The following is a 13,243-nucleotide window of genomic DNA, read 5'->3' on the forward strand; positions in this document are numbered from 1 at the left end:
CTCTTATTAGTCCCCCACCCCCCCATCCCCCCACCGCGCGCCCCCGGGGGGCGGCCCCGCCCCCCCCCCCTAACCCGCGGGGCCCCCGGGGGGTGTCGACGCCATCGTCCCCCTCGGCGAAATCGACCAGCTCGACCCGCTGCACCAGCAACTGCGCGATGCGGTCACCGCGGCGCAGCTCGATCGCCGTGCGCGGGTCGTGGTTGATCAGGCACACCTTGATCTCGCCGCGATAGCCCGCGTCGACCGTGCCGGGGGTGTTGACCACCGACAGGCCCGCCTTCGCGGCCAAGCCGGACCGAGGATGGATCAGCCCGACCGTGCCGACGGGCAGCGCGATCGCGATCCCGGTCCCGACCAGCACCCGCTCGCCCGGTTCGATGATCACGTCCTCGGTGGTACAGAGGTCGACGCCCGCATCACCCGGATGGGCACGCGTCGGCACAGGGATGCCGGGATCGAGCCGCCGCAGCGGAATCGGTGCAAGTGCGTTCACATCGGTCGAGCCTACGCGGTCGGCGCCGGACCTTCTCGTCGCCGCCCCAGCGTGGTGACCTAGTGTTGAGGGGTGCCCGACCAGCCCCATTCGCCGACCGCAGACACCGCAGACACCGACCGCCCCGCGCCCTCGGCGCGCGGTGCCTCGCCCTACCGGGAACGCCTCTGGGTGCCGCTGTGGTGGTGGCCGATCGGCTTCGCCATCGCGGGGCTGCTGGCCGCCGAGATCCACATGGGAGCGCCCGGCCTGCGCGCGTGGCTGCCCTACGTGCTCCTCGCGCCGGTGCCGGTCTGGATTCTGTTGTGGATGAGCAGGCATCGCCTGGAAGTGACCGTCGCGCCCGACGGCGCCGCGGAACTGCGCGTCGACCGCGCCCACCTGCCGGTGAGCTTCGTCGCGCGCGCCGCGGCCGTCGCGCCGACGGCCAAGAGCGCGGCGCTGGGCCGACAGCTCGACCCCGCCGCGTATGTGCAGCACCGGGCCTGGATCGGCCCGATGGCGCTGCTGGTTCTCGACGACCCGGACGACCCGACGCCGTACTGGTTGATCAGTACGCGCAGGCCGGACCGGGTCTTGGCCGCGCTCGGACTCCCGAGCGCGGGCTGACCCGTCGCGTCGCCTCGAGCGGAACCTCCGCATTCGCTGCGGCCATGCGCAGCTGCGGACGGCTCCGCCGACAGCGCCTGTTATGCGGCGCAGTCCATGCAGATCATCTGGCCGCCCTTCTCGCTGGCCAGTCGGCTGCGGTGGTGCACGAGGAAGCAGCTCGAACAGGTGAACTCGTCGGCCTGCTTCGGGACCACCCGAACGCTGAGTACTTCGTCGGACAGATCCGCGCCGGGAAGCTCGAACGATTCCGCTGTATCGGATTCGTCGATGTCCACGACGGCGGACTGCGCCTCGTTGCGGCGGGCCTTCAGCTCCTCGAGCGAATCCTCCGACACTTCGTCGGATTCGGTGCGCCGCGGTGCGTCATAGTCGGTTGCCATGTCGTCTTCCCCTCAGTCCTTACTCCGTATATCCCGGATCAGTTCGATTGCCGTACCCCGCAGGGGTCCGGCGTTCGTACCGCCCCGCCGGTGGTGCACCTCACACGTACACCGGTCGCCTATCAGGGTCGATCGGCGATCGATCACTCCGACAGCGTTCGGTTAACGCAGGACATGCCCTTGTTGTTCCCGCGACCGACCACCGTTTCACCGGTGATTATTCGATCTGGGCGGGCAGACAATAGCGGACCTACGGACAAATGTCGCAATCACAACCCGGCCGAGTCGAAACCGACGAAGAATCTTCACCTGCCGGGAAACTCGCCGAGACATCCCGCACTCGCGGATGGCCGCCGGACTCGTAGAGTGAGCGCGTGGTTTCACTGATCACCGAAGGCAGCGCGACCGATCGCGACGGCAAACCCTTCCCGCGACGGCGGCCCGAGCTCTGGCTCGCGCTGGTCCTCGTGCTGGCTCTGGTGAGCCTGCTCGTCTGGATCACGGCGTTTCGCACCCATGACGACACCAACGAGCCGATGGCCTGCAACGCGCCGAGCACGCCGACGGCCACCAACGCAGCCCAACCCGCGCCGCTCGGCACACGAGTGGGCCCCTCCCGCCTCGACGAGGTCGATCCCGCCGCGCTGGCGGAGTCGAAGGTCAGGGTCTTCAACGCCAACGGCAAGAGCGGCCAGGCGGGCAACATCGCCTCCGCGCTGGGCGACCTCGGCTTCGCCGGCGCGCCGGGGACACAGGTCGGTAACGATCCGGTCTATGTCAGCGGCGACCTCAACTGCACCGGCCAGATCCGCTTCGGCGTCAACGGCAGGCCCGCGGCCGCGTCGGTCCAGTTGGTCGCGCCGTGCGCCGAACTGATCGAGGACCCGCGCACCGACGACTCGGTCGACCTGGTCCTGGGTCTGGCCTTCGGCGAGTCGCTGCGGCCCGGCGCCGACGCCGAGGCCGTCCTGCGGGCGCTGAAGAACCTGGCGCCCGGCGCCAGCTCGTCGTCGATCGACCCCGCGCTGATCGAGGCCGCCCGCGACGTCAGGTGCTGAGCCCGCGGCGGTCGGCGGCCCTGACGCCGGGACCGCCGTCGCGGTTCAGTCGGGCAGCGACTCGGTGGCGCCGACACGCTCGAGCAACGCGGTCAGCTCCCCGGCCACTCCGGGAGCGGCCACGATCGTGATCTCCCCCGCGGCGCCGCCGACGGTGACCTCGGGGACGCGCACGACCGCGCCTGCCTCGGCGGCGATCAGCGCACCCGCCGCCCAGTCCCACGCGTTGAGCCCGTGCTCGTAGTAGGCGTCGAGTTCGCCCGCCGCGACGTGGCACAGGTCCATGGCCGCCGCGCCGAGCCTGCGGATGTCGCGGATCTCCGGGAGGATCTCGGTCAGCAGCTGTGCCTGCCGTGCCCGGCGCTGCCTGCCGTAGGCGAAGCCGGTGGCCACCAGGGCCACCGCCAGGGAGTCCTCACGGGCGCAGGTCAGCGTCGTCGTGGTGCCGTCGGCGTGCACCGCCGTGGCGCCACCACCACGCGCGGCGCTGTAGGTGGTCGCCGTCGCCACATCGACCACCGCGCCCGCGACCGGACTGCCGTCGCGCACCGCGGCCACCGACACGGCGTAGCCGGGCAGCCTGTACAGGAAGTTGACGGTCCCGTCGATCGGGTCGACGACCCAGGTGACGGTGCCCGGAGCGCTCGCCCCGACATCGCCGCCACCCTCCTCGCCGAGGATCGCGTCGGCGGGCCTGCGCTCGGCGAGCAGCCCGCGGATCAGTTGCTCGGACTCCGTGTCGACGACGGTGACGGGATCGGTGACGTGCCCCTTGGTGGCCACGGCGCCCGCGGCGGGACCGCCGTCGGTGAACACCTCGGGTCTGCGGGCACGCACGTGCGCGGCGGCCGCTTCGGCGAGTTCCACGGCGAGCGAACGCAACTCGTCGTAGTCGGCGGCGAGGGTGGGGGCGGTGGTCTCGAAGGCTGTGGGTTCGGGCACCACTCCATGGCATCACATGCCGCGTCGACTCGCCCGGGACGTGACTACCGCTACTCTTTGTCAGGCACATCGACCGCACGAGCGAGGGGTTGAACCATGTCTGCTCGAGGGCACGCCTTCGGCATCGATATCGGCGGCAGCGGCGTCAAGGGCGCGGTGGTCGATCTGGCCACCGGCATGCTGACCCACGACCGGATCAAGATCGCCACGCCACAGCCGTCCACCCCGGACGCGGTCGCCGGCGCGGTGGCCGAGCTCGTCGCGCAGACGCGGTGGGACGGCCCGGTCGGCCTGACCCTGCCGTGCGTGGTGCTCGACGGGCACGCCAGGACCGCCGCCAATATCGACCACGGGTGGATCGGCACCGACGCGCGCTCGCTGTTCGGCAAGGCGCTGGGCGGGCGCGAGGTGACGGTCCTCAACGACGCCGACGCCGCGGGCCTGGCCGAGGACAGCTACGGCGCCGCCGGTGACCTCACCGGGCTGACGCTGCTGCTCACCTTCGGCACCGGCATCGGCTCGGCGCTGATGTACAACGGCACCCTCGTGCCGAACTCCGAACTCGGCCACCTGATGGTCACCGGCGCCGAGGCCGAGCACCTGGCCGCCGCGTCGGTGAAGGACCGCGAGGGCCTGACCTACCCGCTGTGGGCCGAGCGGGTGAGCACCGTGCTGCGCCACATCGAGGACCTGTTCTGGCCGACCGTGATCGTGGCCGGCGGCGGCATCAGCCGCGATTACGAGCAGTGGATCCCCTTGCTCACCAACCGAACTCCGGTGATTCCGGCCGTTCTGAAGAACACCGCGGGTATCGTCGGCGCCGCCATGGCCATCGATTCGGGCATCGCGCCGTAGTGCGGCGCGCAGGGCGGCGCAACGCCTCGATGGCATCGTGCCATGAGTACCCTGGTTGGATCGTTACAATGGAACACGTCCGGCGGTGAGCCGGTGAAACCTTCCGGCCGCGGCCGGTCGCGAGAAGGCCGGTGAACATACCGGCGTCACCCGACCGACGCACCGCCGGTGCAACCCGACCGACCGCTCCGCCGGAAACCACTCTGGCGTGACGCCGCACGAGACCGTCACGAAAGGGCGTACGTGGTAGCCACGAATACCCGTCAGACCGCCGACTCGGCCGACGCCGACGCCGACGCCACCACCACGGCCAAGAAGGCTCCGGCCAAGAAGACCGCTGCCAAGAAGGCTCCGGCGAAGAAGGCCGCTGCCAAGAAGGCTCCGGCGAAGAAGGCTGCCGCCAAGAAGGCACCGGCCAAGAAGACCGCCGCGAAGAAGGCGACCTCGGCCGAGGGTGGCGAGGAACAGCTCGACGACGAGTCGATCGAACTCGACGATCTCGGTGATCTCGAGGTCTCCGAGGACGAGCTCACCGACGGCGACGCCCTGGTCGAAGAGGTGGCCGAGGACACCACCGAGGAAGCCGAGACCGAGGAGCCCTCCGAGAAGGACAAGGCCTCCGGCGATTTCGTCTGGGACGAGGAGGAGTCCGAGGCGCTGCGTCAGGCGCGCAAGGACGCCGAGCTCACCGCCTCCGCCGACTCGGTGCGCGCCTACCTCAAGCAGATCGGCAAGGTCGCGCTGCTCAACGCGGAGGAGGAGGTCGAACTCGCCAAGCGGATCGAGGCGGGCCTGTTCGCCGCGGAGAAGATGCGCGAGTTCGCCGAGGCGGGCGAGAAGCTCTCGGTGACCACCCGCCGCGATTTCAACTGGATCGTGCGCGACGGCAACCGCGCCAAGAACCACCTGCTCGAGGCCAACCTGCGACTGGTCGTCTCGCTGGCCAAGCGCTACACCGGTCGCGGCATGGCGTTCCTCGACCTGATCCAGGAGGGCAACCTGGGTCTGATCCGCGCGGTCGAAAAGTTCGACTACACCAAGGGTTACAAGTTCTCGACCTACGCGACGTGGTGGATCCGCCAGGCCATCACCCGCGCCATGGCCGACCAGGCCCGCACCATCCGTATCCCGGTGCACATGGTCGAGGTCATCAACAAGCTCGGCCGCATCCAGCGCGAGCTGCTCCAGGACCTGGGCCGTGAGCCCACCCCGGAGGAGCTGGCCAAGGAAATGGACATCACGCCGGAGAAGGTGCTGGAAATCCAGCAGTACGCGCGTGAGCCGATCTCGCTGGACCAGACCATCGGCGACGAGGGCGACAGCCAGCTCGGCGACTTCATCGAGGACTCCGAGGCCGTCGTCGCGGTCGACGCGGTGAGCTTCACCCTGCTGCAGGATCAGCTGCAGTCGGTGCTGGAGACGCTGTCCGAGCGTGAGGCGGGCGTGGTCCGGCTGCGCTTCGGCCTGACCGACGGTCAGCCGCGCACCCTCGACGAGATCGGCCAGGTCTACGGCGTGACGCGCGAGCGCATCCGCCAGATCGAGTCGAAGACGATGAGCAAGCTGCGGCACCCGAGCCGGTCGCAGGTGTTGCGCGACTACCTCGACTGACCGCGCTTTACCGCGAGGCCCGTATCCATTCGTCCGGATGGATACGGGCCTCGTTTCCTTTCCGAATAAAAATGCCGATCGGTCCGCATAGCCGATAAACCGGACATGGTAACCGTTTCGTGATCAAACCCACAGTGCCGGATTGCGCTGTGAACGCCGCGAATTCGCGATCTTCACCGTATTGTCACAGACAGTTTTTCGTTCTACCGCCGCCGGTCTGCGGTACGGCATTGAGGGTTTTTCGCGGCGTGCTCGACATCTATCACTTCAGCTACGGCTGGTTCACCCCCGTTCTCGCGTATTTCATGTCCGTCACCGGGTGCCTGCTCGGCCTGCAGTGCGCGGCCCGCGGCCGCAACGCGGTGGAGGGGCGGGTCGCCTGGCTGATCGGCGCCGCGATCGCCATCGGCGGAACCGGCATCTGGGTCATGCATTTCATCGCCATGCTCGGTTTCACCATCCGCGGCGCGGAGATCCGCTACGACATCCCGCTGACGCTGTTCAGCGCGGTCACCGCGATGGTGGTGGTCGGGATCGGGCTGTTCATGGTCAACAAGCCCCAGCCGACGCTGCGCTCGCTGCTGGCGGGCGGCACGATCACCGGCCTCGGCGTCGGCACCATGCACTACACCGGCATGTACGCGATGAAGTCGACGGCGACGGTGACCTACGACCCGAAGATCGTCACGCTGTCGATGGTGATCGCCGTGGTCGCCTCGATCGTGGCGCTCTGGTTCACGTTGCGCGTCAAGGGTTTTCTCGCGACGGTGGGCGCGGCGATCATCATGGGCGTGGCCGTCACCGGGATGCACTACACCGGCATGGCCGCCATGCACGCCCACTCCAACCATCACGCCGCGCCGCCGACCGGCTCGGGTGCGATGGATCTGCTGGCGCCGCTGATCGGGGTGAGCAGCATCGTCACCATGCTGGTGCTGATCAGTGTGAGCCTCACCGAGATCGAGAACGAGGAGGCGCTGCCGCGGATGTGGCTGACCTCCCGGCATCAGCCGAAAACCCGTCGGCAGCAATCGATTCCGCCCGCTCTCCTACCTCCTGCCCCCGGCGCGCCGACGCGCGAGCACATCGAGTACCGCACCGAGGAACTGGTCTACGACGGCGCGGGCAGCTGGCCGCGCCGGGTCGTGGACTGATCAGCTCGCCGCCACATCGGTGCGGCGCCGGGCGAATTCGGCGACCGGCTCGACGACCCTGGCCGCGATCGGTCCGAGAATCGCCATCAGCAGCACATAGGCCGAGGCGAGGGCGGCCAGCCGGGCGTCGGCCTTGCCGTAGGCGACGGCCAGGCCCGCGATGACGATGGAGAACTCGCCGCGCGCCACCAGCGCCGCGCCCGCCCTGGCGCGGCCCATCCGGCGGATCCCCTGCCTGCTCGCCGCCCACCAGCCCACGGCCACCTTGGTGCCGGTGGTGACCACCGCCAGCGCGACCGCCCAGCCGAACACCGGCGGCACCGCGGCCGGATCGATCGACAGCCCGAAGGCTACGAAGAAGATCGCGGCGAACAGATCACGCAGCGGCTCCAGCAGTTTCGCCGCCTCGTGGGCGGTGGAACCGGAGATCGCGATGCCGAGCAGGAACGCGCCGACCGCGGCCGAGACGTTCAGCGCCGAGGCCGCACCGGCCACCAGCAGCGCGGCGCCGAGCAGCTGCAGCAGGAACACCTCGCGGTCGGCGCTGTCGAGCACCGCCGAGACCAGCCTGCCGAAGCGCAGCGCCACCACCAGCACCACCGAGATGGTGGCCAGCGCGATCGCCAGCGACACCAGCCCGCTGAGCAGGCTCAGCCCGGCCAGCATCATCGTCAGGATCGGCAGATACACCGCCATCGCCAGGTCCTCGAAGACCAGGATCGACAGCACGACCGGCGTCTCGCGGTTACCGAGGCGGCCCAGATCGTCGAGCACCTTGGCCACGATCCCCGACGACGAGATGTAGGTGACGCCGCCGAGGACGACGGCGCCGGTCACTCCCCAGCCAAGGATCAGCGCCACCGCCACGCCGGGCAGCGCGTTGGCCACCAGATCGAGCACGCCCGCCGCCCAGGAGCGCCGCAGACCCGTCATGAGTTCCTGGGCGGTGTACTCGAGCCCGAGCAACAACAGCAGCAGCACCACGCCGATCTCGCCTGCCAGGTGCCCGAACTCGATGGCCACCTCCAGCTCGAAGAAGCCCCCGCGCCCGAACGCCAGCCCACCCAGCAGATACAGCGGGATCGGCGACATCCCGAACCGGCCCGCGACTCGCCCGCAGATGCCTAGCGCGAACAAGATCGCGCCGAGCTCGAGCAGAGCCAGGGCCTGTGAGATCACGGCCGTCAGCCGTGCGCGAGGATCTTCGCGGCCGCGTCCAGGCCGTCCGGGGTGCCGACGACGACGAGCAGGTCACCCTCGGTGAAGGTGAAATCCGGGCCGGGCGACGGGTGCAGCTGGCCGGCGCGCATCACCGCGACGATCGAGGTCTTGGTGCGGGTGCGCATTCCGGTCTCGCCCAACGTGCGACCCGCGAACGGTGATTCGTCGCCGATCGCGAGCTGCCGGGTGGTGATCCCGGGGAGGTCGCGATGGTCGTCGTTGAGTTTGGCGACCAGTTGCGGCGCGCCGAGCAGGTTCGCCAGCACCGACGCCTCGTCGGTGGACAGCGGCACCTGGGCGGCGATCGCGTCCGGGTCGTCGGGTTTGGACACGATCAGGTCGATGTCACCGTCGCGGTGGGCGATCACCCCGACGCGGCGGCCCGACTTGACCTCGAAATCCTTGCGCACTCCGATCCCCGGTAGCGCTGTGACGTCGACGTTCACATCGTCCACAGTAGTCGCGCGGTGACCCAGGATGTGGTCTACGCCACTTCGCCGCGCTGGGGCGTGGTGAACAATCCGTCCGTGCCGGGCAGGTACGGCTCGGCCGCGAGCACCGCGGTCACCGGCAGCGGGGCGTACAGATGCGGGAACAGCATCGAGGCCGGATCGGTCGGCACGCCCGGCTCCCATTTCACCTCGCCGGTGAACCGCGCCGGGTCCAGCCACAGCACCAGCATGTCGGTGCGCCCGGCGAAGAGCCGGTTGGCGGGCAGGTGGACCTGGTCGGGGGTGGACAGGTGGACGAAACCGCTCTCGGTCAGCGACGGTGGCCTGCGTTCCCCGGTGCGCTGGGATTGCTCCCATTCTTGGGAAGAACACAGGTGAACAAGCGTGTGGGTGTCGGATGTCACGGGTAATCTCCGGGTAGACAACAGGTTCGGACGTGTTCGACCCTGGCACAGGATCGACGATGCGGCTCGGTTCGGTGGCGCGGCCCGTGGGTGACGGGCAACACCGCAGCGAGCGAGGAATCGATGAGTGACTGGTTCGAGTGGGAGGTGGCAGCGACGGCGCCGTGGGTGATCGGCAGGTGCTCGAGACGGTGACCAGTGGTGTTCGCTTTCAGCGAAACCGCAGGTCGTGTTATCGAAAACACAAAGATTCACTTCCGGGAACAAAGCCTGAACCCCGAACGTCTGACAGAGTAGTCGTACCCCTGCTGGGAAGTAGCGGATGCGAGCCTCGTGGAGTGACCACGAGGCCCACACCTAGGCGAACGGCCACGCAGCGCCGGGAGCCGGGACGGAGGAGTCATGCCAGGAACCCTGACCAGCACCCCACTGACCGCGGTCGATCGTTGCGATCGTTGCGGGGCGGCTGCCCGAGTGCGTGCCGTTCTTCCCGCGGGTGGCGAGTTGCTCTTCTGCCAGCACCACGCGAATGAACACATGGACCGCTTGCGCGAGCTCGAAGCCGTGATCGACACGGAATCCGCTCCCGCTCTCTGACCACTCCTCGCGTCCGAAACAATCACATCTGACAACAGAACATCCCGACAGCGGGCGACCCGAGCAGGGCGCCCGCTGTTGTTGTGTCCGGGGTCAGGCGCCCGCGTCGGCGAGGATGCCGTCGACCAGCGTCGCGACGCCGTAGGCGAAGGCGCCGTCGGGGTCGGCCGGTGCCTGATAGTGCTCGCCCACGGCGGTGCCGACCCGGCCCGCGAGGGGGAAGTCGGCGGCGGGCATCACCTCGGCCAGCAGCGGGCCGTGCACCTGCCACCAGTCCGCGTCGCTGAGCTGGGCCGTCGCGCCCGCGGCCGCGACCGCGAGGCGGGCGTTGCCGGTGGCGAAGTCGGTGAGCACCGCGATCGCGCGGTCCATGGCGAGGTCGGACAGCCCGGCGCCCTCGATCGCGCGGAGCTGATGCTCGTAGCGGCGCATCCTGGCCGGGCCGAGCACCTGGCGCCACGGGGAGACCTCGAGCAGCCACGGGTGGGCGATCAGCTCGGTTCTGATCCGCGTGGCGATCGCGATCATCCTGTCCCGGATCGGCAGGTCGGCGGGTATCGCGGGGTCGCCGGCGGCGACGGCGTCGACCATGAGCACCAGCAGCGCGTCCTTGCTCGGCACGTAGGTGTAGAGGCTCATCGCGCGCAGGCCGAGTTCGGCGGCCACCGCGCGGATCGTCAGTTTCTCGATGCCTTCGCGATCGGCCAGGGCGATGCCGGCGTCGACCACGGCGTCGACCGTGAGACCGGGTTTCGGGCCGCGCGCTCCCGGCTTGGCGGGCAGGGCGTGCCGCCACAGCAGCTCGAGGATCTGGGTGGCCTGCGCGGTGGCCTTCTCGGCGCCGTCGGTGGGCACGAGCGGTCCTTTCTGGCACTCGGGAACAAACTCAGTACAGTGTACGTTGTTCGGTTGTTCGCGTTGCCCGTTCAGAGGAGACCGCTCTGCCCGCCACCCAGGCCACCTATCTCCCCGACCGTCATCTGTTCGCGCTGTGGACCTGGACCGGGCATGGTGCCGGTGCCGCGCCTGCCGGGATCGGTGACCCCGAAGCGTTGACGCTCGCGCTGCCCGTGGGCGAGCGCGGCGCGATCGAACTGGTCGAGATCCCGGCCGCCGTGGTGACACCCGCCGAGCTGGCCGGCGTCACCATCGCGGACCTCGCCCCGTCAGCCCTGGCCTTGCGCGAGCTGCTGGCCGCCGCACGACCCGCGGCCGCGGCGGGCGAGGCCACCGCACCGCCGAGCCGGAACACCGGTGCGGTGGAACCACACGGCGACGGGTCGGCGATCTCCGTCGACCTGCCCGCCGCCGCGCACGCCGTCCCCGATGCGGTCGGCACCTCGATCGTCTCGGCCCAGCGAGCAGTGCGCGTGCTGCGCGAGACCGCGGCGGCCGATGCGGAGCTGGCAGCGGTCCTGGATGCCACATTGCGGCCGTATCAGGTGCGCGGGGTGAGCTGGCTGCGCGAGACCGTCGACGCGTTCGGCGGTGCGGTGCTGGCCGACGAGATGGGACTCGGCAAGACCGTGCAGACCATCGGGTTCCTGCAGGGGCGCGCCGACGGGCCGCAACTCGTAGTGTGCCCGACCTCCCTGGTGGGCAACTGGGTGCACGAGATCACCCGGTTCGCGCCGAGCCTGAAGGCGGTGTCCTGGCGTGGCGGTGACGTGCCCGCCGGGGCGGGGACCGTCGTCGTCACCGGGTATCCGACGCTGCGGCTGCATGGCGCGGGGCTGACCGGGCACCAGTGGGCCACCGTGGTGTTCGACGAGGCGCAGGCGCTGAAGAATCCGCGCACCCAGGTCTCGAAGGCGGCGCGCGCCCTGCCCGCGGACGCCAAGGTGGCGCTCACCGGCACGCCGGTGGAGAACCACCTCGACGAATTGTTCGCGCTGCTCAATCTCACGGTGCCGCGCCTGTTCGCGCATCGCACGCAGTTCCGGCGCCGGTTCGTCCGGCCGATCGAGGAGGGTTCGGCCGCGGCGGCGGCCCGGTTGCGCGACGCCGTCGAGCCGGTGGTGCTCGGCCGCAAGAAGATTCACGTCGCGGCCTCGCTGCCCGCGAAGATTCACAGCGATCTGCTGTGCGATCTGACCGCCGAGCAGGAACGGGTCTACGACGCGGTCCTGGCCGAGGCGCTCGACGAGGGCTTCGGTTCCGGCCTGCAACGTCAGGGGCGGGTGCTCGCCGCGCTCACCCACCTCAAGCAGGTGTGCAATCATCCCGGGCTGATCTCCGGTGACCTGGGCGAGATCGCCGGTCGCTCCGGCAAGCTGGACCTGTGCACCGACATCGTCGCCACCAATCTCGACACCGGTGACCCGACGCTGATCTTCACCCAGTACCGCCAGACCGGTGAGCTGCTGGTGCGTCATCTCGCCGAACAGTTCGGGGTCGACGCGCCGTTCTTCCACGGCGGGCTCGACGCCGACCAGCGCTCGGGGATCGTCACCGCGTTCCAATCCCCGGACGGCCCACCGGTGCTCGTGCTGAGCCTGCGCGCCGCGGGCACCGGACTCACCCTGACCCGCGCCGCCGATGTGATCCATTTCGATCGCTGGTGGAATCCCGCCGTCGAGGCGCAGGCTTCGGACCGGGCGCACCGGATCGGGCAGACCCGCACGGTCACCGTCACCACGCTGACCAGCGCGACCACCGTCGAGGAGCACATCGCGGCGATGCACACCCGCAAGTCGGCGCTCACCGATCTCTCGGACGCGGCGGGCATCGCCGAGCTGGCCCGGCTCGACGACGACGCCCTCGTCGACATCCTGCGACGGAAGCGAGAGAACTGATGCCCGACAACGAATTCGGTTACACGGCGTGGGGCAGGGACTGGGTGCGGCTGGCCGAACCGCTGCGCCAGACCCGCCCCGAACCGCTGCTGCCCCGCGCCCGCAGCATCGCCCGCAACGACGGGGTGCGCACCGAGGTCGAGGCGCGGACGGTGCGCGCGCACCTGCATCGCGGCGGACAGGCCTCGATCGCGCATGTCGAGGTGGCGCCACTGTCGCGGGCGGCGGTGACCGCGATCGCGCAGGTGATTCCCGATCCGACCGTGCTCACCGACGAGATGCACCGGGCGCTGCTCGATGCCGGACATTCTCCCGCGCCGACCCTGGTGAGCACCGATTGCTCGTGCTCGGCACGGACCGCGCGGTGCGTGCACGTGCTCGCGGTGCTGTACACGATCGCCCGGCGAGTGGACGAGAATCCGCGGCTGGCGCTGGAGCTGCAGGGGTATTTCGACGCCACCGAGGATGCCGGGGCGCCGGTCCAGGAACCGCGCTGGACCAGCATCAACGCGCTCGACCCGACCCGGTTCTTCGAGCGGGCGCACTGAGAGTTTCGCCGGGGCGCTGTGGCCCGCCGTCGTCGCCGCGACCTGCCGAGGCGGGGCGCGGCCACGCCCCCGGCGCGGCCCCTGGGAACATAACCGGGGGGGGGGTGGTCAGGGGGTG

At 69.8% G+C, this 13,243-nt stretch carries 15 protein-coding genes; 8 read left to right on the top strand and 7 right to left on the bottom strand.

Features of this window, described 5'->3' with window-relative positions:
- Positions 1 to 496, bottom strand: a 496-nt coding sequence (gene dut / locus ACFWPJ_RS11000) for a dUTP diphosphatase (RefSeq protein ID WP_378849668.1), incomplete at its 3' end; no start/stop codon positions are given.
- 72 nt (positions 497 to 568) lie between these two features.
- On the opposite strand from dut, the gene ACFWPJ_RS11005 reads away from it, so the two are divergent.
- A complete protein-coding gene (locus ACFWPJ_RS11005; RefSeq protein ID WP_378849670.1) occupies positions 569 to 1,105 on the top strand; it encodes a DUF3093 domain-containing protein in 537 nt (178 codons plus the stop codon).
- A gap of 80 nt (positions 1,106 to 1,185) precedes the next feature.
- On the opposite strand, the gene ACFWPJ_RS11010 is transcribed toward ACFWPJ_RS11005, so the two are convergent.
- Positions 1,186 to 1,488 (bottom strand): DUF4193 domain-containing protein, encoded by a 303-nt coding sequence (locus tag ACFWPJ_RS11010; protein ID WP_189023984.1) that lies wholly within the window; start codon positions 1,486 to 1,488, stop codon positions 1,186 to 1,188.
- 374 nt (positions 1,489 to 1,862) lie between these two features.
- Between ACFWPJ_RS11010 and cei the strand changes: the two genes are divergently transcribed.
- Positions 1,863 to 2,546 (top strand): envelope integrity protein Cei, encoded by a 684-nt coding sequence (gene cei / locus ACFWPJ_RS11015; protein ID WP_378849672.1) that lies wholly within the window; start codon positions 1,863 to 1,865, stop codon positions 2,544 to 2,546.
- 45 nt (positions 2,547 to 2,591) lie between these two features.
- On the opposite strand, the gene ACFWPJ_RS11020 is transcribed toward cei, so the two are convergent.
- Positions 2,592 to 3,488, bottom strand: a complete 897-nt coding sequence (locus ACFWPJ_RS11020; protein WP_378849674.1) for an inositol monophosphatase family protein — start codon at positions 3,486 to 3,488, stop codon at positions 2,592 to 2,594.
- 96 nt (positions 3,489 to 3,584) lie between these two features.
- Between ACFWPJ_RS11020 and ppgK the strand changes: the two genes are divergently transcribed.
- The 3 genes from ppgK (at position 3,585) to ACFWPJ_RS11035 (ending at position 7,108) form a co-directional block, all read left to right on the top strand.
- Positions 3,585 to 4,343, top strand: coding sequence for a polyphosphate--glucose phosphotransferase (gene ppgK / locus ACFWPJ_RS11025; protein ID WP_378849676.1), 759 nt, complete (start codon positions 3,585 to 3,587; stop codon positions 4,341 to 4,343).
- A gap of 168 nt (positions 4,344 to 4,511) precedes the next feature.
- Positions 4,512 to 5,954, top strand: coding sequence for an RNA polymerase sigma factor (locus ACFWPJ_RS11030; protein ID WP_378849677.1), 1,443 nt, complete (start codon positions 4,512 to 4,514; stop codon positions 5,952 to 5,954).
- A 248-nt stretch (positions 5,955 to 6,202) separates the two neighbouring features.
- On the top strand, positions 6,203 to 7,108 hold the full coding sequence (locus tag ACFWPJ_RS11035) for an MHYT domain-containing protein (protein WP_378849679.1): 906 nt from the start codon (positions 6,203 to 6,205) through the stop codon (positions 7,106 to 7,108).
- Here ACFWPJ_RS11035 and ACFWPJ_RS11040 read toward each other — a convergent pair whose 3' ends face one another.
- From ACFWPJ_RS11040 to ACFWPJ_RS11050, 3 genes are read right to left on the bottom strand one after another with little or no spacing between them, the layout of a single operon-like run.
- Positions 7,109 to 8,287, bottom strand: a complete 1,179-nt coding sequence (locus ACFWPJ_RS11040) for a cation:proton antiporter (RefSeq protein ID WP_378849680.1) — start codon at positions 8,285 to 8,287, stop codon at positions 7,109 to 7,111. It abuts the gene before it with no gap.
- Positions 8,288 to 8,292: 5 nt separating this feature from the next.
- On the bottom strand, positions 8,293 to 8,775 hold the full coding sequence (locus ACFWPJ_RS11045; RefSeq protein ID WP_378849682.1) for a cation:proton antiporter regulatory subunit: 483 nt from the start codon (positions 8,773 to 8,775) through the stop codon (positions 8,293 to 8,295).
- Positions 8,776 to 8,813: 38 nt separating this feature from the next.
- Entirely contained in the window at positions 8,814 to 9,185 is a 372-nt protein-coding gene (locus ACFWPJ_RS11050) for a DUF952 domain-containing protein (protein WP_378849684.1), read from the bottom strand.
- A gap of 402 nt (positions 9,186 to 9,587) precedes the next feature.
- On the opposite strand from ACFWPJ_RS11050, the gene ACFWPJ_RS11055 reads away from it, so the two are divergent.
- A complete protein-coding gene (locus tag ACFWPJ_RS11055; protein WP_029903635.1) occupies positions 9,588 to 9,782 on the top strand; it encodes a hypothetical protein in 195 nt (64 codons plus the stop codon).
- Between the two features lie 93 nt (positions 9,783 to 9,875).
- Here the strand turns inward: ACFWPJ_RS11055 and ACFWPJ_RS11060 are convergent, their stop codons facing one another.
- Positions 9,876 to 10,637 (bottom strand): TetR/AcrR family transcriptional regulator, encoded by a 762-nt coding sequence (locus ACFWPJ_RS11060; protein WP_378849686.1) that lies wholly within the window; start codon positions 10,635 to 10,637, stop codon positions 9,876 to 9,878.
- A gap of 125 nt (positions 10,638 to 10,762) precedes the next feature.
- On the opposite strand from ACFWPJ_RS11060, the gene ACFWPJ_RS11065 reads away from it, so the two are divergent.
- Together ACFWPJ_RS11065 and ACFWPJ_RS11070 are read left to right on the top strand one after the other, a co-directional pair.
- Positions 10,763 to 12,577 (top strand): DEAD/DEAH box helicase, encoded by a 1,815-nt coding sequence (locus tag ACFWPJ_RS11065; RefSeq protein ID WP_378849689.1) that lies wholly within the window; start codon positions 10,763 to 10,765, stop codon positions 12,575 to 12,577.
- On the top strand, positions 12,577 to 13,125 hold the full coding sequence (locus ACFWPJ_RS11070; RefSeq protein WP_378849688.1) for a hypothetical protein: 549 nt from the start codon (positions 12,577 to 12,579) through the stop codon (positions 13,123 to 13,125). The genes ACFWPJ_RS11065 and ACFWPJ_RS11070 overlap by 1 nt, the downstream gene beginning before the upstream one ends.
- The last annotated feature ends 118 nt before the right edge of the window (positions 13,126 to 13,243 follow it).

It is taken from the genome of Nocardia sp. NPDC058497, from assembly GCF_042720195.1.
In the GTDB taxonomy this organism is placed as follows: Bacteria; Actinomycetota; Actinomycetes; order Mycobacteriales; family Mycobacteriaceae; genus Nocardia.